Annotated in this window: 23 protein-coding genes; 10 read left to right on the forward strand and 13 right to left on the reverse strand. The window is 62.9% G+C overall.

What is annotated here, in order from left to right; all coding sequences use genetic code 11:
* Positions 1–185: 185 nt before the first annotated feature.
* The gene (locus KY084_RS09095; RefSeq protein ID WP_219238242.1) at positions 186–1,916 is read right to left on the reverse strand and encodes a PHA/PHB synthase family protein; all 1,731 of its coding nucleotides are present in this window, start codon (positions 1,914–1,916) and stop codon (positions 186–188) included.
* Between the two features lie 96 nt (positions 1,917–2,012).
* Here KY084_RS09095 and KY084_RS09100 point away from each other — a divergent pair, with 96 nt between their 5' ends.
* The 3 genes from KY084_RS09100 to KY084_RS09110 all read left to right on the forward strand — a co-directional run bounded on the left by KY084_RS09100 (position 2,013) and on the right by KY084_RS09110 (position 4,353).
* Positions 2,013–3,224: an LL-diaminopimelate aminotransferase gene (locus KY084_RS09100; RefSeq protein WP_219238145.1), complete on the forward strand. Its 1,212-nt coding sequence runs from the start codon at positions 2,013–2,015 to the stop codon at positions 3,222–3,224.
* 9 nt (positions 3,225–3,233) lie between these two features.
* Entirely contained in the window at positions 3,234–3,521 is a 288-nt protein-coding gene (locus KY084_RS09105; RefSeq protein WP_219238146.1) for a DUF2061 domain-containing protein, read from the forward strand.
* Between the two features lie 316 nt (positions 3,522–3,837).
* Positions 3,838–4,353, forward strand: a complete 516-nt coding sequence (locus tag KY084_RS09110) for a YciE/YciF ferroxidase family protein (protein WP_219238147.1) — start codon at positions 3,838–3,840, stop codon at positions 4,351–4,353.
* A gap of 101 nt (positions 4,354–4,454) precedes the next feature.
* Here KY084_RS09110 and KY084_RS09115 read toward each other — a convergent pair whose 3' ends face one another.
* The gene (locus tag KY084_RS09115; RefSeq protein WP_219238148.1) at positions 4,455–4,946 is read right to left on the reverse strand and encodes a winged helix-turn-helix transcriptional regulator; all 492 of its coding nucleotides are present in this window, start codon (positions 4,944–4,946) and stop codon (positions 4,455–4,457) included.
* A gap of 140 nt (positions 4,947–5,086) precedes the next feature.
* On the opposite strand from KY084_RS09115, the gene KY084_RS09120 reads away from it, so the two are divergent.
* From KY084_RS09120 to KY084_RS09135, 4 genes are all read left to right on the forward strand, one after another.
* A complete protein-coding gene (locus KY084_RS09120) occupies positions 5,087–5,386 on the forward strand; it encodes a CC_3452 family protein (protein ID WP_219238149.1) in 300 nt (99 codons plus the stop codon).
* 49 nt (positions 5,387–5,435) lie between these two features.
* A complete protein-coding gene (locus tag KY084_RS09125) occupies positions 5,436–7,526 on the forward strand; it encodes a RelA/SpoT family protein (protein ID WP_219238150.1) in 2,091 nt (696 codons plus the stop codon).
* A gap of 67 nt (positions 7,527–7,593) precedes the next feature.
* Positions 7,594–7,992, forward strand: coding sequence for an acyl-CoA thioesterase (locus tag KY084_RS09130; protein ID WP_219238151.1), 399 nt, complete (start codon positions 7,594–7,596; stop codon positions 7,990–7,992).
* A gap of 72 nt (positions 7,993–8,064) precedes the next feature.
* Positions 8,065–9,102 carry a glycosyltransferase family 2 protein gene (locus KY084_RS09135; protein WP_219238152.1) on the forward strand — a complete coding sequence of 346 codons (1,038 nt, stop codon included), beginning with the start codon at positions 8,065–8,067 and terminating at the stop codon, positions 9,100–9,102.
* A gap of 6 nt (positions 9,103–9,108) precedes the next feature.
* On the opposite strand, the gene KY084_RS09140 is transcribed toward KY084_RS09135, so the two are convergent.
* On the reverse strand, positions 9,109–9,837 hold the full coding sequence (locus KY084_RS09140) for a class I SAM-dependent methyltransferase (RefSeq protein WP_219238153.1): 729 nt from the start codon (positions 9,835–9,837) through the stop codon (positions 9,109–9,111).
* Positions 9,837–10,265, reverse strand: a complete 429-nt coding sequence (locus KY084_RS09145) for a GtrA family protein (RefSeq protein WP_343227987.1) — start codon at positions 10,263–10,265, stop codon at positions 9,837–9,839. Before KY084_RS09145 ends, KY084_RS09140 begins: the two co-directional genes overlap by 1 nt.
* Before the next feature lie 223 nt (positions 10,266–10,488).
* On the opposite strand from KY084_RS09145, the gene KY084_RS09150 reads away from it, so the two are divergent.
* Positions 10,489–12,279, forward strand: coding sequence for an AcrB/AcrD/AcrF family protein (locus tag KY084_RS09150; RefSeq protein WP_246587017.1), 1,791 nt, complete (start codon positions 10,489–10,491; stop codon positions 12,277–12,279).
* A gap of 6 nt (positions 12,280–12,285) precedes the next feature.
* Here KY084_RS09150 and KY084_RS09155 read toward each other — a convergent pair whose 3' ends face one another.
* The 7 genes from KY084_RS09155 to KY084_RS09185 all read right to left on the reverse strand — a co-directional run bounded on the left by KY084_RS09155 (position 12,286) and on the right by KY084_RS09185 (position 17,116).
* Positions 12,286–12,912, reverse strand: coding sequence for a MarC family protein (locus KY084_RS09155; protein ID WP_219238154.1), 627 nt, complete (start codon positions 12,910–12,912; stop codon positions 12,286–12,288).
* The gene (gene folD / locus KY084_RS09160; RefSeq protein WP_219238155.1) at positions 12,912–13,787 is read right to left on the reverse strand and encodes a bifunctional methylenetetrahydrofolate dehydrogenase/methenyltetrahydrofolate cyclohydrolase FolD; all 876 of its coding nucleotides are present in this window, start codon (positions 13,785–13,787) and stop codon (positions 12,912–12,914) included. Before folD ends, KY084_RS09155 begins: the two co-directional genes overlap by 1 nt.
* Positions 13,784–14,092, reverse strand: a complete 309-nt coding sequence (locus tag KY084_RS09165; protein WP_343227988.1) for a DUF167 domain-containing protein — start codon at positions 14,090–14,092, stop codon at positions 13,784–13,786. Before KY084_RS09165 ends, folD begins: the two co-directional genes overlap by 4 nt.
* Positions 14,093–14,099: 7 nt before the next feature.
* Entirely contained in the window at positions 14,100–14,444 is a 345-nt protein-coding gene (locus KY084_RS09170; protein WP_219238246.1) for a YggT family protein, read from the reverse strand.
* Between the two features lie 145 nt (positions 14,445–14,589).
* On the reverse strand, positions 14,590–15,492 hold the full coding sequence (gene argB, locus KY084_RS09175) for an acetylglutamate kinase (protein WP_219238247.1): 903 nt from the start codon (positions 15,490–15,492) through the stop codon (positions 14,590–14,592).
* 73 nt (positions 15,493–15,565) lie between these two features.
* A complete protein-coding gene (locus KY084_RS09180; RefSeq protein ID WP_246587019.1) occupies positions 15,566–16,333 on the reverse strand; it encodes an EAL domain-containing protein in 768 nt (255 codons plus the stop codon).
* A 90-nt stretch (positions 16,334–16,423) separates the two neighbouring features.
* On the reverse strand, positions 16,424–17,116 hold the full coding sequence (locus KY084_RS09185; RefSeq protein WP_219238156.1) for a queuosine precursor transporter: 693 nt from the start codon (positions 17,114–17,116) through the stop codon (positions 16,424–16,426).
* Between the two features lie 195 nt (positions 17,117–17,311).
* Between KY084_RS09185 and KY084_RS09190 the strand changes: the two genes are divergently transcribed.
* Together KY084_RS09190 and KY084_RS09195 are read left to right on the forward strand one after the other, a co-directional pair.
* On the forward strand, positions 17,312–18,124 hold the full coding sequence (locus tag KY084_RS09190) for a hypothetical protein (RefSeq protein WP_219238157.1): 813 nt from the start codon (positions 17,312–17,314) through the stop codon (positions 18,122–18,124).
* Between the two features lie 197 nt (positions 18,125–18,321).
* Entirely contained in the window at positions 18,322–19,590 is a 1,269-nt protein-coding gene (locus tag KY084_RS09195) for a NupC/NupG family nucleoside CNT transporter (protein WP_219238158.1), read from the forward strand.
* Between the two features lie 9 nt (positions 19,591–19,599).
* On the opposite strand, the gene KY084_RS09200 is transcribed toward KY084_RS09195, so the two are convergent.
* Both KY084_RS09200 and KY084_RS09205 read right to left on the reverse strand, forming a co-directional pair.
* Positions 19,600–20,205 carry an exopolysaccharide biosynthesis protein gene (locus KY084_RS09200; protein WP_219238159.1) on the reverse strand — a complete coding sequence of 202 codons (606 nt, stop codon included), beginning with the start codon at positions 20,203–20,205 and terminating at the stop codon, positions 19,600–19,602.
* Between the two features lie 20 nt (positions 20,206–20,225).
* Positions 20,226–21,095 carry a 3-hydroxybutyryl-CoA dehydrogenase gene (locus tag KY084_RS09205; protein ID WP_219238160.1) on the reverse strand — a complete coding sequence of 290 codons (870 nt, stop codon included), beginning with the start codon at positions 21,093–21,095 and terminating at the stop codon, positions 20,226–20,228.
* Positions 21,096–21,110: the final 15 nt, after the last annotated feature.

Below are 21,110 nucleotides of genomic sequence, written 5' to 3' on the forward strand. Positions count from 1 at the left end.
CCGCCGGCTTGCGGGCGGCGGAAGTTTTGGCGGGCGCGGATTTGGCGCCGGTTTTGGAACCTTGGCGGGCCATGCGAATCCTCCTGTTGCTTGTTGCGCTGCAACATACGCTCATGATGCAATAATTGCAAGCGTATTGTGCAGTGCAACAAAACCCGCCGCATTTCGGTCGACGTTACGGAATGCTAGCGCTGGCGGACATAGCTTCCCGGCGCGTCCCCATAGGTCTTGCGATTGCCGCGCCCGGGAACCCGCGCGCCATTGGCTTTCACATCCTCGCCCGAATAAGCCGCGATCCATGCGCGCCAGTCGGGCCACCAGCTTCCCTTGGTTTCTTTCGCCCCCACCTTGAACGCTTCCAGGCTCCCCGTCTCGCCCGGATTGGTCCAGAACTGATATTTCTGTGCATCCGGCGGGTTCACCACGCCGGCGATATGTCCCGATCCCGCCAGTACGAAGCGCAGCGGCCCGGACAGATGGTGGGTCATTTTCCACACGCTTTCGGGCGGCGCGATATGGTCTTCGCGCCCCGCCTGAACATAGGCGGGCGTCTTCACGCTCGACAGGTCGATCGGCACGCCTGCGATCCGCATCGCGCCGGGCCGCACCAGCAGATTGTCGCGATACAGGTCGCGCAGATAATCAACATGCCACTGGCCCGGCAGGTTCGTCACATCGGCATTCCAGTGGAGCAGGTCGAATGGCGCGTATTCCTCCCCCAGCAGATAATTGTTGGTGACATAGCTCCAGATCAGGTCCCGCCCGCGAAGCAGGTTGAACGTCGCCGCCATGAACCGACCATCAAGATAGCCGTCGGTATTGAGCGATTCGATCATCGCCAGTTGCTCGTCATCGACGAATAGCGACAGGTCGCCCGAATGCGCGAAATCGACCTGCGCGGTGAAGAAGGTCGCGCTCGCCACCTTCGCCGCCTCCCCTCGCGCGGCGAGCACCGCCAGCGTCGCGGCCAGCGCGGTTCCCGCCACGCAATAGCCGATGACGCTGACGCTATCGACCTTCAGCAGGTTGCGCACCGTGTCGATCGCGTCGATCTGCCCCTTTTCGACATAATCGTCCCAGCCGATGCCGCCCATCGTCGCGTCGGCCGATTTCCACGACACCACGAATACGCTCAGTCCCTGATCGACCGCCCATTTGACGAAGCTTTTTTCGGGCGACAGGTCGAGGATGTAATAGCGGTTGATCCAGGGCGGAAAGATGATCAGCGGCGTCTTCGCCACCGTCGGGGTGGTCGGCGCATAGTGGATCAGTTCGTACAGCGGAGTGCGGTGCACGACCTTGCCCGGCGTTGCGGCGATATTCTCGCCCAGCGTAAAGGCGTTGGCGTCGGTCTGAGTCAGTTGCCCCTTGCTCATGTCGGACAGCATGTTCTGCAGCCCTTTGAGCAGGTTCTCGCCGCGCGTTTCCATGATCCGTTCGATCACCAGCGGGTTCGTCGCGGCGAAGTTGGACGGGCTCATCGCATCGACGAAGCTTTTGGTGGCGAAACGAATCTGCTCCTTCTGCCGGGGATCGATTCCCGGCAGCGCGTCGACGCCCTTCAGGATATGGTCGGCGATCAGGAAATAGCTTTGCCGGATGAAATCGAACAGCGGCTCCTGGCGCCATTGCGGCGCGCGGAAGCGTTTGTCGCGCGCATGTTCGGCAGGTTCGCCCTCACCCGCCCCGCCTTCGCTATCGGGGTCGAGGAAGCGCTGCCACAGCTTCATCGTGTCGGTCCAGAAATCGGCGCTTGCGCGGGCAAAGGCACTGGGATCGCTCCATCCCGAAAGCGGCGCTGCCTCCATGGTGTGGATGCCGTTTTCCAGCAGCATCTGCTGCGCGCGTCCAAGCACCCAGGTCCAGTGCTGCAAATCGGCCAGCGTCTGCGTACCGCCGGTCGCCTCGCCCTGCATATCGTTCATAATTTCGTCCAATCGCCTCTCGCTTGTAAGGTTGCTATAGCCTAGCGGCGCGCTCTGTGCGATTCATGCGCGCCAGGAGGTTCGTCAATGTCCGAAGAATTTTACCGTATCCGTCGCCTTCCCCCCTATGTCATCGCCGAAGTCAACGCGATGCGGGCGGCGGCGCGCGCGGGCGGGGAGGACATTATCGACCTCGGCATGGGCAATCCCGACCTGCCCCCGCCCGACCATGTCGTGGAAAAACTGTGCGAGGTGGCGAAAAAACCGGACGCGCACGGATATTCGCAATCGAAGGGGATTCCGGGGCTTCGCCGCGCGCAGGCGGGCTATTACGGTCGCCGCTTCGGCGTCGATCTCGACCCGGAAAGCGAAGTCGTTGTAACCATGGGGTCGAAGGAGGGGCTGGCCAGCCTCGCCACCGCGATCACTGCGCCGGGCGACGTCGTGCTCGCGCCCAACCCGTCCTATCCCATTCACACCTTCGGCTTCATCATTGCAGGCGCCACGATCCGCAGCGTGCCGACCACCCCGGACGAAGCGTATTTCGAAAGCCTCGACAAGGCGATGTATTACACCGTCCCGCGGCCAAGCGTGCTGGTAGTGAATTACCCGTCGAACCCGACGGCGGAAACGGTCGACCTGGCCTTTTACGAACGGCTGGTCGGCTGGGCGAAGGCGAACAAGGTCTGGATCATTTCCGACCTCGCCTATTCCGAACTATATTATGACGGAAAGCCGACGCCCTCGATCCTTCAGGTAAAGGGGGCGAAGGATGTCGCGGTCGAATTCACCTCGCTTTCCAAAACCTATTCGATGGCCGGGTGGCGGATCGGCTTTGCCGTGGGCAACCGCGAACTGATCGCGGCGATGACGCGGGTCAAATCCTATCTCGACTATGGCGCGTTCACCCCGGTTCAGGCAGCCGCCTGCGCCGCGCTCAACGGGCCGCAGGATATCGTCGATCGCAACCGCGAACTGTATCACAAGCGCCGCGACGTGATGGTCGAAAGTTTCGCCCGCGCTGGATGGGACATCCCCTCGCCCGCCGCCTCGATGTTCGCCTGGGCGCCCGTGCCGCCCGCGCTTGCGCATTTAGGCAGCCTTGAATTCTCCAAACAATTGCTGACTCATGCCAAGGTCGCGGTCGCGCCGGGGGTCGGCTATGGGGAAAATGGTGAAGGCTATGTACGGATCGCAATGGTCGAGAATGAACAAAGGCTGCGTCAGGCGGCGCGCAACGTGAAACGCTATCTGCAAAGCATGGGCGTCAATCAGGCGCGCGCAAGCGGCAACCGATAGGGGGTCGCGATGCTGTTGTTCAGCGGCGCGGAAAGCCATCCGCGCTCTATCGTCAAGGCGATATCCTGGCGCGCGCTGGGCAGTCTGGACACGTTCGTGCTCAGTTGGCTGTTCAGCGGCAATCCCGCGATCGCGGTATCGATCGCGGGGACCGAGGTGTTTACCAAGATATTCCTGTTCTATCTGCACGAACGCGGCTGGGCGATGGTCCGCTGGGGCCTCAAACCGTTGCCCGGCGCGCAGGAAGTGACGGCGCGCGAAAGCGCAGGCACCTCATCCGCACAGCGCGAAAACTAGCGAGCGTCTAGGGCCACTGAGATTGCGGGCGGGGCGGCTGTTCTCGAAATTCCAGACGCAATATCCGTGACCCTAGCCATCGCAAGGAGTGCGGCGGCATGGCAATCCTACAAACACGGCGGTAAATCTGGATGGCTGCCCTGCGCGGCGCACCGCTTATTCGGTACGCCCCGCGCATGTACCGCACTGGCGATGGCAGAGGAAATTTTACGCGAACCGAGCAACTTGGCGCCCGCCGGCTCGTTTGAGTCACGGCCGGACGCGAACCACGCGCACTGCCTGTTTCCATCATTCATTCAGCCTATCGGAGGCAATCATGGGTCTGTTCAGCAAGGATATCGAAAGCTTCGACGCTCTCTTCCTGCACCAGTTGCAGGACATCTATTATGCCGAGAACCAGATTACGAAAGCGCTGCCCAAGATGATCGACAAGGCCACGGACCCTGCGCTGCGCGACGGGTTCAAGACGCATCTGGAAGAAACGAAAGGACAGATCGAGCGGCTCAACCGCATCTTCGATCTGCTTGGCGAAAAGGCGAAGGCAGTTACCTGCCCGGCGATCGACGGCATTATCAAGGAAGCGAATGAACTCGCCGGGGAAATCGCCGACAAGCGCGTTCTCGACGCCGCGTTGATCGCAGCGGCACAGGCTGTCGAACATTACGAAATCACGCGCTATGGAACGCTGATCGCCTGGGCCAACCAGCTTGGGCGGGCCGGGGTGGCAGATATCCTCAAAGAAACGCTCGATGAGGAATATGCAACCGATGACAAGCTGACCGCGATGGCGGTCCGGGACAATGCCAGGGCCGATCAAGCCCAACCTGCGTAGCAAATTCGGCGGCCCGGCCGGGACATCCGGCCGGGCCTTGCCGCGGTGAAAGCGACAGAGCCAGGCCGATACCTCTGCCGCTCTTTTCGAAAACCGCCCCCCTATTCCGCCGCCATTTCCGCTTCAGTGCCGGAGACGTTCCCGGGCAGCGCCCATAACAGGTCGTCGCGTTCGAGCCGGCGGCCGTCATGCGACTGCACGGTGACGGGGGCCACGGGCTTGCGGTCGCGCGCATCGACCAGCACGGGGGTGGCTGGCGTCCCGGTTTCCCAACGTTCGCCCCATTGGCGCAGCGCCACCATCGTCGGCAGCAGTGCATAGCCCTTGTCGGTCAGGCGATATTCGATCTTGCGCCGGTCCTGCGGCAGTGACCGGCGTTCCAGAATGCCGTGATCGACCAGCCGCGACAGCCGGTTGGCAAGGATATTGCGGGCGATGCCCAGCTCGGACTGGAACTCCTCGAAATGATGCAGTCCGTTGAACGCGGCGCGCAGGATCAGAAAAGACCAGCGTTCGCCCATCGCCTCCAGCGCGGCGGGAAGGCTGCATCGGCTTGCGATCTGACGCAGGGGTTCTCGAAGCTGTTCGCCCATGGCGGGCAACCTACCCGCAAAGCCGCTTATGTCCAAAAAGGAAACATTCCATTGCAATGCAGCACCAGTTGCTAGTTGCAACTTACATAACTGAAAGCTAGCCCCTTGTCGCAGTCGGAAACTGGTAAGGAGTTCCTCGAATGCGTATGTTCGTTTCGCTCTCGCTTGTCGCGTACGCGCTCGGCGCTACACCTGCGCTGGCAGCCGACGGCATGTATCGCGGCATCCCCGCCACCGCTCCGTCCAATGCGAATTTCGTCACTCGGTCGACCATGTGGCATTGCGACGATGGTGCCTGCACCGCCGCGCATGACGGCCAGCGCGACTTGGTGATGTGTCAGCTTCTCGCGCGCAAGGTCGGACGGCTGGAAAGCTTTGCGGTCGACGGCGCGGCGATGGATGCCGACGCGCTTACCAAATGCAACGGACATGCGCGCTGAGCGCATTAAATCGTTGCAAAATAGCGGCTGACAACGCCATCTAGACCGCGTGCTGCGACAATATGAACTGGTCGATCGGGTTCTTGACTACGATCCGGGCGCCGATGAGGCGTTGCTCAACCGCGCCTATGTGTTTTCGATGCAGGCGCATGGATCGCAGAAGCGCGCGTCGGGTGATCCGTATTTCAGCCATCCGATCGAGGTGGCGGGGATATTGACCGACCTGCACCTCGACGGGGAAACGATCGCGACCGCGATCCTTCACGACACGATCGAGGACACGGTGGCGACGCCGGAGGAAATCCTCGCCAAGTTCGGCCCCTCGGTCGCGCGCATGGTCGACGGCGTCACGAAGCTGTCAAAGATCGAGGCGCAGTCGGAAAATGAGCGCGCGGCCGAAAACCTGCGCAAATTCCTGCTCGCAATGTCGGACGACATTCGCGTGCTGCTGGTCAAGCTGGCTGACCGGCTGCACAATATGCGCACGCTTCACCACATCAAGAATCCTGACAAGCGAAAGCGCATCGCACGTGAGACCATGGATATCTATGCCCCGCTCGCCGAGCGGATCGGCATGTACGAATTCATGCGCGAAATGCAGAGCCTGGCATTTCGCCAGATCGAACCCGAAGCGTTCGAATCGATCACCCGCCGACTGGATGCGCTGAAGGAGGATGGCGAGGACCGGGTCGAAAAAATCGCCGCCGGACTTCGCCAGAGCCTGTCGCGCGGCGGCATCGACTGCGAGATTTCGGGGCGCGAAAAACATCCCTATTCGATCTGGCGCAAAATGTCGGAACGCCATGTCAGCATGGAACAGCTTTCCGACGTCACCGCGTTTCGCGTGATCGTCGCGTCGGAGGAGGAATGCTATCGCGCGCTCGGCCTTATCCATCGTCGCTGGCCGATGGTGCCGGGGCGGTTCAAGGATTATATCTCCACCCCGAAGCGCAATGGCTATCGCTCGCTGCACACCACCGTCATGCACGGGCAACAGCAGCGCATCGAAATTCAGATTCGCACGATCGAAATGCATCATCAGGCCGAATACGGACTTGCCGCGCACTGGGCGTACAAACAGGACGGCGTTCGCCCCGATACGCAAATCCGATGGATTCAGGATCTGGTCGAAATCCTGGATAATGCGGCCAGCCCTGAAGAGCTGCTCGAACATACCCGCATGGCGATGTATCAGGATCGCATCTTCGCCTTCACCCCGGCGGGCGAACTGATCCAGCTTCCCAAGGGCGCAACGCCGATCGATTTCGCCTATGCCGTGCATACCGATCTTGGCGATCAGGCGGTTGGCGCGAAGATCAACGGCCGTGTCGTGCCGTTGCGCACCGCGATCGACAATGGCGATCAGGTCCGCATCCTGCGATCAAAGGCGCAGCAGCCGCAGCCCAACTGGCTGAACTTCGCGATCACCGGAAAGGCGCGCGCCGCGATCCGCCGCCATTTGCGGCAGAAGGAACGCTCCGAAACCGTCGCGCTGGGGCACAAGCTGTATGACGAAATCGTCGCCCGCCTTCCCGTACCGGTGGGCGAAGACGCGCTTGCCGATGCGTTGAAACGGCTGAAGCTGCCCGACGAAGCGACGCTGATGGACGCGATCGCGACGCAGAAGGTCACCGATGCGCAGGTGATGGAAGCGTTGATGCCGGGGTCCGCCGACCAGGCGGAGATAGAGGCGCTACCGCCGCAACAGCGCGCGATCTCGATCACCGGCCTTACCCCCGGAATCGCCTATACGCTCGCCGAATGCTGCCGCCCCGTGCCGGGCGATCGGATCGTCGGCGTACGCCGCCCCGACAGCGCGATAGAGGTGCATTCGATCACCTGCGAATGCCTCGACGCGGCGCAGGACGCGGTATGGGTCGACCTCGCCTGGGGCGAGGATGCCGAAGGAGGAATCGCGCGCGTCGCGGTCACATTGAAGAACGAACCGGGCGCGCTGGGCGTCGTGGCGACGATCATAGGCGCGCACCGAGCCAATATCATGGAGCTTCGCTTCGACACGCGCGACACGACGTTCCACACCAATACGCTGGATGTTCAGGTGCGCGACGCGGCGCATCTGATGAAGCTGCTCGCCGCGTTACGCGCGGCCGAAGCGGTGAGTTCGGCCGAACGGCTCTGACCGCGCCGTTGCTTAATATCGCGATGACCCCGATCGTTTATCGACACTGGTGTCAGCAAGCTGTACAATGCCCCTCATGCACCCCCACCGCCACGAAATCGCGATCGAACCCGACGACATCGACTTTATGGGTCATGTCAACAATGCGGTATATCTCAACTGGGTTCAGGAAGCGGTCGTCGCCTATTGGCAGAAAGTGGCTCCGGCTGAGGAGGTGGCGCGCCACCTTTGGGTCGCGCTGAAGCATGAAATCACCTATCGCCGCCCGGCCTTTCTGGATGACGACATCGTCGCCACCGTCGCCGCCGAACGGGTGGAGGGTGCCCGCGCGCTGTTCAAAACCGCGATCAAGCGGGGCGAGGAAGTGGTTGCCGAGGTCAAGAGCACCTGGTGCTCGCTCGATGCATCGACCATGCGCCCGATGCGAATCGCGCGCCACGTGTCACGCCGCTTTATTCCCGAATAGGATCGCCGCGCTTCCTCCCGGTGCGCAACAAAGCGATGACGGCGGCCTCGCGCGGCGCTAAGGAAGCGCGCCATGAACCGGCCACGCCTATCGATCGTCGTCCCCTGTTATAACGAGGCGGCGTGCCTCGACGCACTGCATGCGCGAATCACTGGCGCGGCACGCGGGGCAGTGGGTGACGATTATGAAATCATACTGGTCAATGACGGGTCGAAAGACGCGAGCTGGCCCGCAATGCAGCGACTGGCGGCCGCCGATCCGCATCTCGTCGCGATCAACCTGTCGCGAAATCACGGGCACCAGCTCGCGCTGACCGCAGGGCTCGATCTGTGCGCGGGCGAAGAAATCCTGATCCTCGACGCCGATCTTCAGGACCCGCCCGAACTGCTCGCCGATATGCGAGCGACGATGCGCGAACAGGATGCCGACGTCGTCTATGCCGTGCGCCGCAAACGGCAGGGCGAAACCTTTTTCAAAAAACTCACCGCCGCTGCCTTTTACCGCGTGCTCGACCGCGTGACCGATACGCCGATCCCGCTTGATACCGGCGATTTCCGGCTGATGACGCGCCGCGCGCTCGACGCGCTGCTCTCGCTTCCCGAACAGGCGCGCTTCATTCGCGGCATGGTCGCATGGATCGGCTTTCGTCAGGTGCCCTTCACCTATGACCGTGCGGAACGCCATGCGGGCGAGACCAAATATCCGCTGTCGAAGATGATTCGATTCGCGCTCGACGCGGTGACCGGATTTTCCACTGCGCCGCTTCGCTTCGCCAGCCATGTCGGCCTGTGGCTGACCGGCCTGTCGCTGCTGCTGATCCTCTATATCGTCTTCGGCTGGTTCACCGGGTCGGCGGTCGCTGGCTGGACATCGACGATGCTGGTCGTTGTCGTGCTTGGCGCGGTGCAGATGTTCGTGCTGGGGATGATCGGCGAATATCTCGGCCGCCTGTACGTCGAATCGAAACGCCGCCCGCTCTATCTGGTCGCCGATGTCGCCGGGCCGGTTCAGGGCCGCTCGACGCTGGGCTATCATGCGGGGCAAAGCCACGGCTTCGCCCCCGGTACGGTGGCGCAGACGGATAACGGCGACGGCGAAAATCCGGCGTGACGCCGGTCAGGCAGCGCGCGCCAGCGTGATGATCGACAGGCCGGGCGTCATCGGCAATCGGCCCAGAAGGTGGCGTTCCATCGCGAACACACTCTGAAACACGGCGTTCAGCGGCTTTACCGGCGGCGAATCGTCGCTATCGTCCTTGCCACGGATTTTACCCGCCATGCGCGCCGCCACTGCCGCCGGGAACAGCAGCGAATTGAACCAGCGAAGCCCGTTGTGGCGAAGCCCCGCATCGGCAATCGCGCGACCAAGCGCCGCCTTCGAATAGCGGCGGTGATGATGGTTCACCACGTCGTGCGCGCTCCACATCCACTGGTGCGCAGGCACGGTGATAAGGATCGCTCCGCCGGGTTTCAGGCATTGCGCCATCGCCTTCAATGCCGCGACATCGTCCTCGATATGCTCGACCACGTCGAGCACCGCGATCAGGTCGTATGCGCCGCGCTCCACCCCTTCCAGCGCGGGAAGCGGTGCATGGCCGATCGCCTTGCCCAGCCGTTCGCCAGCAATCGCGCGCGCGGCGGGATCGATCTCAATCGCGTCGACATCGCCGAACCGCGCAAGCATCGGCAGGTTGTGCCCGGTGCCGCACCCGATCTCCAATATGCGCGCATCGCTCGGAAGCTTCGCATTGCGCTTCAGATACGCACTCAGGATTTCGCGCCGCGCGCGATACCACCAATGCGTCGAATCATGCGCCGCCATGCGGTCGTAGACGATGCGTTCCATCAGCCGAATACCCAGTGTCGATTGATCAGAAAGGTCACGAGCGGGATCACCGTAACCGCGGGAACCAGCGGCGCCCAGTCGGCAAGCCCGCCAAGATCGACCAGCACCCAGGTGAAGGCCATGTTCATGACAAGGCCCGCCCCCTGAACCACCACGAACTTCATCTGCTGCCCGCCGCCCGGCGTGCGCGTGCCGTGCCCTTTGAAGCTCCACAGGCTGTGCAGCGGAAAGCCGACCGCGACCGCGACGGCAAAGGCAAAGGGAACCGCCCCCACCGCCCAGCCTTCGGGCATGACCCATGCGACCAGCGGCAGGTACACCGCCGCATAGACCAGCGTCGAAATGCCGCCGACGATGCCGAAGCGGACAAGCTGCCCCAGCACGCCCGTTTCGCGCATCGCGGTGAATTGTCGCAAGATCGCGGTCACATCTGCCCTGCCCATAACCCGGTGGCTCGCCCTAGGGCGGATCGCGCGAAACGGCAATGTTCGTGTTAGGCCGCAAACCATGGGCGTGCGCGCTTGAACATCCCCGTGTCCCATACGCCCGTTCGACATAAGCAGGCAGTCGAAGGGCCGTCCTCGTCTTGCCTCTTCCCCCACAACCGCGCAGGGCCTAAAGCCCGCGATCGTACCGGCAAGGGAGCGTTTTTTGAGCAAGTGGCGTAACCGGGCGCAGGTCGTGCGCCGCGATCTCGACGAAAGCTGGCTGCAATGGTCACTGATCGCATGGCTGCTGATCGCAGCGTGGTTCATCTGGCAGCGCTGGCCCTACATCTACTGGCTGGCGCTTCGCGATACCGACGACAATATGCGCCTGATGCAGGTGCGCGCGCTGCTCCACGGACAGGGCTGGTACGACCTCACCCAATATCGGCTCAACCCGCCCCAGGGGTTCAACATCCACTGGTCTCGGCTCGTGGATCTGCCGATCGCGGGGCTGATCCTGTTCTTCCGCATGTTCACCAGCGATGCCTGGGCGCAGAAACTGGCGGTGGGGATTGCGCCGCTGCTGCCGCTTTCGGTGGTGATGGCAAGCATTTCCTTCACGGTTCGGCGGCTCGTCGCGCCGCTCGCCTATCCGCTGGCTATCCTACTCATCGCCTTTGGCTGCACCGTGGCGATATTGATGTTCCTGCCCGAACGGATCGACCATCATGGCTGGCAGCTTGCATTTCTGTGCCTGACAGTGGCGGGACTGGCCGACGACCGCCGGTTGCGCGCAGGCGCGATCATCGGCCTGTCGAGCGCCGCATCGCTCACCATCGGGCTTGAAATGCTGCCTTATTGTGCGATGGCAGGCGCGATCGTCGCGCTGCGCTGGATATGGGATCGCGATCAGGTCATCCAGCTAAAGGTCTATGCGCTGACGCTCGCTGGCGGCACCGCGCTCGGCTTTGCGGGTTTCGCCTCCTACGCCAATATGGCGATGCGCTGCGATGCGCTGACGCCGGTCTATCTGATCGTCATGGTGGTGTCGGGCGCGCTGCTCTTCCTGCTGGCGCTGTGGAATCCGGAACGCCGTGGCACCCGCCTTGCCGCCGCGCTGGTCGCGGGTGCGGCGATCGGTATCGGGTTCGTGCTCGCCTTTCCGCAATGCCTTGGCCGTCCCGAAGGCGTGTCGCCCGAACTCGCACGACTGTGGCTCGACAATGTGCGCGAAGCGAAACCGATCTACGCCCACCCACTGCGCACCGCCGTGCCGATCGCGGTCATGCCGCTGATCGGCCTGATCGGCGCGATAATCGCCAGCATCGCCGACTGGCGGCGCAACCGGTCGGTCAAATGGATTCCGGTCGCGCTGTTCACCGCGTTCGCCTGCGCCCTGCTGCTGTGGCAGGTGCGGGCGGGGCCGGCGGCGCAACTGCTCGCCATTCCCGGTGCGACGGCGCTTGCCTGGATAATCCTGCCTTGGCTGTTGCAGCGCAATTCCATGCTGGTGCGCGTGCTCGGCACGGCTGCCGCGTTTCTTGCGATATCGGGGCTGTTCACCGGCGCCCTGCTGCGCTGGTTCCCGATCGACCCGCCGTCGAAGCGCACGCAGATCATCAACCGCGCCAATTCGAGATGCGCCAGCCTGCCGCGCCTCGCCCAGCTCAACCGCATCCCGGCACAGATCGTGTTTACCCATGTCGACCTTGGGCCGCGACTTATCACCACCACCCATCATGACGCGATCGCCGGGCCTTATCACCGTAACGGCGATGCGATTCTCGACGTGCATCACGCCTTCATGGGTACGCCGCAGCAGTTTCTCAGCATCGCGAAGCGGCATCACGCTACATTGCTCGTCACCTGCCCCAACATGTCGGAAACCACCGTCTATCGTGCGCGTTCGCCCGGCGGTTTTTACGACCAGCTCGCCCATGGCAAGCATTTCGCCTTCCTTACACCCGTGAAGATGCCCGAAGGATCACCGTTCCGGGTTTGGAAGATCGAATAAGGCCGATCAGGTCAGGCTGCCGCGTATCCCGTCGATCACGAACTGCGTGGCAAAGGCGGACAGAAGTACGCCGAGCAGGCGGGTGATCACCGCCTCGATCTTCGCGCCCAGCAGCCGCATCAGCGGCCCCGCCGCCAGCAGCGCCGCCAGCGTCAGCGCCAGGATCAGCGACACGCCGCCCAGGATCGCGAACGCCGCTTCCGGCCCGCGATGCTGCGCCATCAACAGCATGACGCTGGCGATCGACCCCGGCCCGGCGATCATCGGCATCGCCATGGGAAAGATCGACACATCCTCCACCTCGGGCGTGTCGATGATCTTCTGCGCCCTGTCCTCGCGCCGCTGGGTGCGTTTTTCGAACACCATTTCCAGCGCGATCACGAACAGCATGATGCCCCCCGCAATGCGGAACGCGTCCAGACTGATCCCCAGCCCACCCAGCAATTGCCGACCGAAAAAGGCGAAGGCGAAAATGATGATCGCCGACACCACCACCGCGCGGATCGCCATCGAACGGCGCATCGCGCCCGATGCGCCTGCGGTCAGCCCGGCATAGATCGGCGCGCAGCCGATCGGGTCGATCACCACGAAAAAGGTGATCAGCGTGGACAGGAACAGTTCGGTGAGGCCCATCAGATCGCGTCCCTGTCGAGTGACACTCCCGAATTGCGGTGCGCCGCGACCAGCGTGTTGCGGATCAGGCACGCGATCGTCATCGGTCCCACCCCGCCGGGAACCGGGGTAATCGCCCCGGCCACCTCTTTCGCGCTATCGAAATCGACATCGCCGACCAGCCCGTTTTCGGTGCGGTTGATGCCCACATCGATCACCGTCGCGCCGGGTTTCAGCCAGCGCCCCTCGATCATTCGCGGAATGCCGACGGCGGCGACGACGATATCGGCAGTGCGCAGATGTTCGAACAGGTCGCGGGTGCGCGAATGCGTCACGGTGACGGTGCAGCTTTCGCGAAGCAGCAACTGCGCCATCGGCTTTCCAACGATGTTCGACCGGCCGACCACGACCGCCTCCTCGCCTGCCAGATGGCCGATCCGGTCCTTCAGCAGCATGACGCAGCCCAGCGGCGTACACGGCACGAACCCGTCCAGCCCGGTGGCGAGCCGACCGGCATTCACCGGGTGGAAACCATCGACATCCTTGTCGGGGCTGATCCGCGTGATGACCGTCTGTTCGTGGATATGCGCAGGCAGCGGAAGCTGGACCAGAATCCCGTCCACCGCATCGTCGGCGTTCAGCGTATCGACCAGCGCCAGAAGCTGCGCCTGGCTGGTGTCGGCGGGCAGGCGATGTTCGAAACTTTCCATATTGGCGCCGATCGTCGCCTTGCCCTTGTTGCGGACATAGACGCTGGAGGCAGGGTCCTCGCCCACCAGCACCACCGCAAGGCCGGGCTTGCGCCCTGCCGCCTTCGCGAACTCCGCGCTCATTGCTCCCACACGTTCGCGAAGCTGCTTCGCGAATGCCTTTCCGTCGATGATGTCAGCCGTCATGCCTGCGGCTCATAAAGACTGACGGCCCTCGCTGCCAGTGCCTGCGGGTCGCCGGCGACGAAAATCCGTTTCATCCGCGCAGCCTCGCCGCTTTCGATGGTCACGTCGCGCTTCGCCACGCTGAACGCCTTGGCGATCAGTTTCACCAGAGCCTTGTTGGCCGCGCCATCGACCGGCGGCGCGGTCAGCCGGACGGCAAGATACCCTTCCCCCGGCAGGATCGCCTCTTTCGACGCCTTTGGGTTCGCCCGCACCGACAGGCTGATCCCGCCTTCGCGCACCTGCCAGGCCTGCGCGTCGTTCACCCCCCGATCACATCGGATAGGCGTCGCGAACGTAGAGCGCCGGTATGACGATATTCTGAAGGATAAAGATCACGATCAGCACGACCAGGGGCGACAGGTCCAGCGCGCCGAAATCGGGCAGCACCCGGCGAACCGGGCGATAGATCGGTTCGGTAATCACGCCCAGCGCGTGCCAGACCGAACGGACGAAATCATTATAGGTGTTGATGACGTTGAAGGCGATCAGCCAGGACAGGATAGCCTGAATGACGATGATCCACCAAAGCAGCGTCAGCAGCACCTGGATGATATCGAGCAGGACGTTCAAAAAACTTCTCCGCGGGATCAGTGTATCGCTGGAATGATACAGCATGGCGAGTGGAAGCGACAAGGGCGCGACGCGTGCCTCGCACATAATCGCCATGCCCGGCTAGTCGATTCCGCGCGCCGTGCCGTATCGGGTCTGGAAAATATAGGGTGCGCGAGAGCGATCCGGAACCGGCGCATCCGATCGAACCCTATTTATGGACCAGCGTGCCCGCGCCGCGTGTGGTGAAGATTTCAAGCAGCATCGCGTGCGGGATTCGCCCGTCCAGGATGACGGCGGCGTCGACGCCCGCCTGAACCGCGGAAACGCACGTATCCAGCTTCGGGATCATGCCGCCCGAAATCGTGCCGTCGGCGCGCAGCCGGGCGATCGCCGCCGGATCGAGATCGGTCAGCAGATTGCCGCCCTTGTCCAGCACGCCCGCAACGTCGGTCAGCAGGAACAGACGCGCGGCGTTCAGCGCGCCCGCGATCGCGCCCGCCATGGTGTCGGCGTTGATATTGTACGTCGCGCCGTCCGCGCCGATGCCGATCGGGGCCACCACGGGGATCATCCCCGCCGCCGACACCGTGTCGATCACCGACCGGTCGATCGCTTCGGGTTCGCCGACAAAGCCCAGGTCGATCGCGCGTTCGATATTGCTTTCGGGGTCGCGTGTCGTGCGCTCCACCTTGGATGCGCGCACGAAACCGCCATCCTTGCCCGACAGGCCGACCGCGCGCCCGCCCGCCTGACCGATCCAGGCGACGATTTCCTTGTTGATCGCGCCGGACAGCACCATTTCGGCGACCTTCGCGGTTTCCAGGTCGGTAACGCGAAGCCCGTCGATAAACTCGCTCTCGACGCCCAATTGCTTCAGCATCCGGCCGATCTGCGGCCCACCGCCATGCACCACCACCGGATTGATGCCCACCGCCTTCAACAGCACGACATCCTCAGCGAAATCGCGCTGCAATTCGGGATCGCCCATTGCGTGGCCGCCATATTTTACCACGAAGGTCTGGCCGGCATAGCGCTGAAGATAGGGAAGCGCTTCGGTAAGCGTTTCCGCCTTGGCGAGCATCGCCGGATGGGGGGTATGGTCGGTCATGATCGCGCCGCTTTAACGCCGCGCGGCCTCAGGCCCAAGCAAGAACCGCTTTACCTCCGCCCTGCCCCGCGACGATTCACGCCACCGCCGCTTCCGGCAGTTCGGGCAGGGTGAAGTCGGGCAGGCAGCGAAACCCCGGCCGGGCGAGCAGATAACCCTGCATATAGCGCACCCCGGCGGCGCGCAGCGCCCGATATTCGGCCACCGTCTCGATCCCCTCCGCGATGACGGTGATGCCCATCGCGCTCATCATGCGGATCACGCCTTCGACGATCAGCCGGCGCGGCAAGCTGGCGTCGATCCCGCGGATCAACTCCATGTCCAGCTTGATCAGGTCGGTCTGCAACCGCGCCAGCAGGCCAAGCCCGGCATGTCCCGCCCCGAAATCGTCGATCGCGGTGGCGAATCCCATTTGCTGATACGCCGCGATGATCGTCTTCACATGGTCGGTATCGGCCATATGCTCGTTTTCGGTGAATTCGAAGATCAGCCGGTCGGTGGGAAAGTTCGTTTCGCGCGCGGTTTTCAGCGTCAACTGGATGCATGCCATCGGCGAATAGACCGCATTGGGCAGGAAATTGATCGAAAGCCGCGCGCCGGTGTCGATGATACCGGCCGCTACCGCGTCGCGAATCGCCGCCACCCGGCATTGCTGGTCAAAGGCATAGCGATTGTCCGGCGTCACGCGCGACAGGACGGTGCCCGCGCTTTCGCCATTGCTGCCGCGCGCCAGCGCCTCGAACGCGAACACCCGCTTTGTTTCGACATCGACGATCGGCTGGAACGCCATCGCCAGTTCGAAATCGAGCTGTTCCGCCCGGCACCCTTCGCATCGCGTCGCCATTCGCTTTCCCGTCCCTCGCCTACCCCGCCTTTTATAGGCGGCGGAAGGATAACAGCAGGTAAAGCCGGGGAAAATGCCCGCGTGCGTCGATTACTGCGCGCGCACCGGTCCGATGCCGTCCAGCCATCGGCCCAGCGCCACCAGGACATAGATCAGCGGGGGCACCAGCAACGCGGACAGCACCACCTTTGCCAGCATCTGCCCCAACAGCAGTTCGCCGATCGGAAAGGTGCCGTAAAAGGCGATGGTGACGAACAACAGCGTATCGACGATCTGGCTCAGCACACTGGCAAGGCCTGCGCGGAACCATAGCAGTTTCGCCCCTTCCGCGCCCTTCAGCCGTGCAAAGATTGTGACGTTCAGCGTCTGCGACACGCCATAGGCGACGATTCCGCCCAGCCAGATTCGCCAGGTGCCGCCCAGTACCGTCTGGATCGCGTCGCGATATTCGGGCTGCATATCGGGCGATGCGGGCACCGCATGGACGATGATCGACAGCAGGATCGATACGATCAGCGGCACGAAGCCGACGCGCACCAGCTGATTGGCGACCCTGCCGCCGTGCAGTTCGGCGATCGCGCTCGACACCACCACCAGCAGCAGAAAGGCGAAGATGCCCGCTTCCACGGCAAGCGGCCCGATGCCGAACCACGGCCCGATCGCCGAAATCGGCCCCAGCCACACCTGCTTGTTGCCCAACACCCCGGCGATACACACCATGCCGCCGTAAAAGATCGACAGGAAAAACAGCGAGCGCGGGATCGAAACCGGTTTAGCGTCCATCGCCGTCTGCTAGCGGGGTTGCGCCCATCCCGGCAAGCATCGAATGTGTCAGATGACGGCAAAACTCCCGTGCCATTGGGGCGGAAGCGGACCAATTCGGACCCATAGCCCTCTCAAAGCAGCAAAACAGTCGAAAATCCAGCACGATGACATGACGCCGCAGACGGGCGCCCGTCGCAACGCCAAGGTGGAGCTATGACCGCGCCGAGGCTACATCACGGGCATGACAAGGTAAGGTTTCCTCGCAAGCCGGATCAGGCCATGGGGGTGGCGGCATCGGATGTTGAATCTCATCGCCCTCCTGTCGGCAATCGCATTCATTCCCGGCGCGGCGTTTCATTGGCAGCACGCTCGCCGCGTCGCTGCGCTTCTCGCGATGAGAACTTGGCCAAGTGGCTCGCGCTCACGGCCCCTTCGCATAGCAGCCCGGATTTTCGCTTTCGCTTACTTCTTCTAAACGCGGACGGCATCATAAGCGCCGCCGTGAACGCAATTGTTTCAATCGACACGGCTTTGCCGCGCGCTCCATTCGAAATCGCGCGCGATGCCGTTGCGACGTGGCGGGGGCGATGTCTCGATGTCTTTGCGCGAACCGAACTTGCCGTCAGTGAAACGCTGCTTGTCCTTGCCGCTGTCGATGGGCGCGGAAAGGCAATCAAACTCCCGCATCTGGTTGGACAGCGTTACGATTCGCTGGCTGCCGCAACCGGCCCTGAGGGAAATTTCGCCGAAGAAGGAAAAGTTGTCGCCAATGCGGTTTTGCAGTTCAAAGAGCACGATTCGCTTCGGTCTCATCTCACACACGGGGTCTTCACCGTCACACTTGATCATCGATGTAGCTGGCATCTGGTAAGCCACCTTCTTTCGCTGCGCGCAGGCCGGGAAACGCGCGATCTGTTCGTCACGCAGCAGGAAGAAGCGGCGAGCCTTTTGCGCGCGCTGGAAAAGAACAGCCTCCGACTGCGGTCGAATCTAGGCCAGCTTCGCGCTCGATTCCGTCGGACGTAACGTTGGCGCATCAACGGCGACAGCGCCGTCGCCGCAAAGTCCCGCCAACAACCGCCGCCGCCCCTGTCCTACATGCTCGCGATACGCCATAGCGATGGCTGAGAGGCGGACGCGTGGATGCGCGTAACTTTCTTGCGCGATCGGCGTGAAAAGTGCGAAGCTAAGCGAATCTGCGGGTTGGGGACTAATCGAACTTCATGACACGAATCTTGATCGGGCTTGCCGGAATCGCGGTGATCCTGGGGATCGCGGTGCTGCTTTCGACCAATCGCCGGGCGATTCGCCTGCGCGTCGTCGGTGCCGCCTTCGCGCTTCAGGCGGGCATCGCGGTGCTGGTCCTGTACGTTCCCGCGGGAAAAAGCGCGATTGCGGGCATGTCGCGCGCGGTCGCCGCGCTGCTCGGCTATGCCCAGGCGGGAACCGATTTCATCTTCGGCCCGCTGGCATCGGCGGACCTTGGCGGCAAGAGCTTCGCGATCTCCGCGCTGCCCGTCATCATCTTCTTCGCCTCGCTTGTCGCTGTCCTGTATCACCTGAAAATCATGCAGTTCGTGATCCGCTGGGTCGGCGGCGCGATCGAGAAGGTGACCGGCGTCACCAAGGTCGAATCGCTGTGTTCGGCGGCGAACATCTTTGTCGGGCAAAGCGAATCGCCGCTCGTCATCAAACCCTATCTTTCCACCCTCACCCCGTCGCAGCTTTTCGCGGTGATGTCGGTCGGCATGGCGGGCGTGGCGGGCACGATCCTTGCCGCCTATGCCTCGCTGCTCGGCGACGATTATCTCCCCTTCCTTCTCGCTGCCTCGTTCATGGCGGCGCCCGGCGGGCTGTTGATGGCAAAGATCATCATGCCCGACGACATTGCGAGCGCCGATGGTGAACTTCCGCTCGGCGACGATCGTGAAGAAGAAGTCATCCGCGCGGCCGAGCAGAGCCTGGAAGAAGATAAGGCGGCGAACCTCATCATGGCCGCGTCGAACGGCGCGCAAACCGGCGTGCGGCTGGCCGTCGCGGTGGGCGCGATGGTGCTCGCCTTCGTCGCGCTGGTCGCGCTCGCCAACGGCCTTTTGGGCGAGGTGGGAAGCTGGTTCGGCTATCCCGACCTCAGTTTCCAAGGGATTGTCGGCTGGGTGTTCGCGCCGGTCATGTATCTGCTCAACATTCCCTGGAACGAAGCGCGCATCGCGGGCGGGCTGTTCGGCACCAAGCTGGTGCTCAACGAATTCGTTGCGTTCATCGATCTGGGGCAGATCGCGGGGATCAGCGAACGCACCCGCGCGATCATCACCTTTGCGCTGTGCGGCTTCGCCAATTTCTCCTCGATCGCGATCCAGATGGCGGTGACCGGCGGGCTTGCCCCCAATCAGCGCCCGATGATTGCGAAACTCGGCATCCGAGCGCTGCTCGCCGGCAGCCTCGCCAACCTGATGTCGGCGGCGCTTGCCGGTCTGCTATTGCCCTATTGAGGGGGGATTTCAGGAAAACAGAGATTCGAAATTGATGATGATCAGCGTCGCGCTCGCCGCCGTCGCGGCGAAGCCCAGGATCATCAGCACGCCGTCGCGCGCGGTCAGCGCCAGTCCGAACATGACGATCGCCGCTGCGGGCGCCATCGCGGCAAAGGGCAGCAGTTCGAGCGGCGGCATCATCAGCCCAAGGAACAGGCAGCACAGCGCGACGATGAAGCTCGCCGCCCTTCCGGCAGCCCATTCCAGCCGCTGGCCGATCAGCGCATCGACCTTCGCGAAGACCTTGCTTCCCTTGTCGCGCGCCTTTTTCACCTTGTCCGCGCTGACCCCGCGGCAAGCCACGAATTTCGGCATCCACGGTTGGCTCCGCCCGGCAAGCATCTGACCCGCCATCAGCAGCGTCAGCAATCCCATGCTGGTCGGCACGCCGGGAATTGCGCCGATCGGCGGCGTGGCCGCGATCAGGCCGACCAGCGCAAGCATCGGGCCGAAGCCGCGATCGCCGAAACTTGTCACAAGATCGCCGATCGTGACCTTGCCGTCATGCCCGGCATCGACCGCGTCATCAGCCATCGCTTCCAGCGGATGTTTTTCGATCTCGTCCCCGGCCATGGAGCGCCGCCCGCTGTGTTTCAACGCGTGGGCACGGGTTCGTCGCCCGAATAGTCGTAAAAGCCACGGCCGCTCTTTCGCCCGTACCAGCCCGCCTCGACATATTTCACCAACAACGGCGCAGGCCGGAATTTGGGATCGCCCGTGCCTTCGAACAGCACCCTGGTAATTTCAAGGCAGGTATCCAGTCCTATGAAATCCGCCAGCGTCAGCGGCCCCATCGGGTGGTTCAGCCCCAGCCTGCACGCGGTATCGATATCGGGGATCGTCGCAACCCCTTCCCCCAGCGCAAAGCACGCTTCGTTGAGCATCGGCATCAGCACGCGATTGACGATGAAGCCCGGCGCGTCGTTGGCGTGAACGATTTCCTTGCCCAGCGACTTGCCGAATGCTTCGACCGCCGCGACCGTGGCATCCGACGTGGCGAGACCGCGGATCAGTTCGATCAGCCCCATCACCGGCACGGGGTTGAAGAAATGCACGCCCACGAACCGCGCCGGATCATGGCTTGCCTGCGCCAGTCGCGTGATCGGAATCGAGGAGGTGTTCGATGCCAGGATCGCATCGTCCGACAGCACTTTTGCCACATCGCCGAATATCTTGCGCTTGATCTCTTCGCGTTCGGTTGCCGCTTCGATCACCAGGTCGCACGGTCCCATCGCCGAAACATCGGCGACGCAATCGATATTGGCGAGCGTCTGGTCGCGCGTATCGCCATCGATCTTTTCCTTGGCGACAAGACGGTCCAGCCCCTTGCCGATCTTTGCCTTGCCAGCTTCGGCAGCTTCACGCGAGATGTCCGAAAGCAGAACCGTATAGCCCGACGCGGCCGCGACTTGCGCGATCCCGGCGCCCATTTGGCCGGCACCGATAACCCCGATGGTTTTCATGCAATAATCTCCTGT

The sequence above is a fragment of the Stakelama flava genome, assembly GCF_019351405.1.
GTDB classification, from domain to species: Bacteria; Pseudomonadota; Alphaproteobacteria; order Sphingomonadales; family Sphingomonadaceae; genus Sphingomonas; species Sphingomonas flava_A.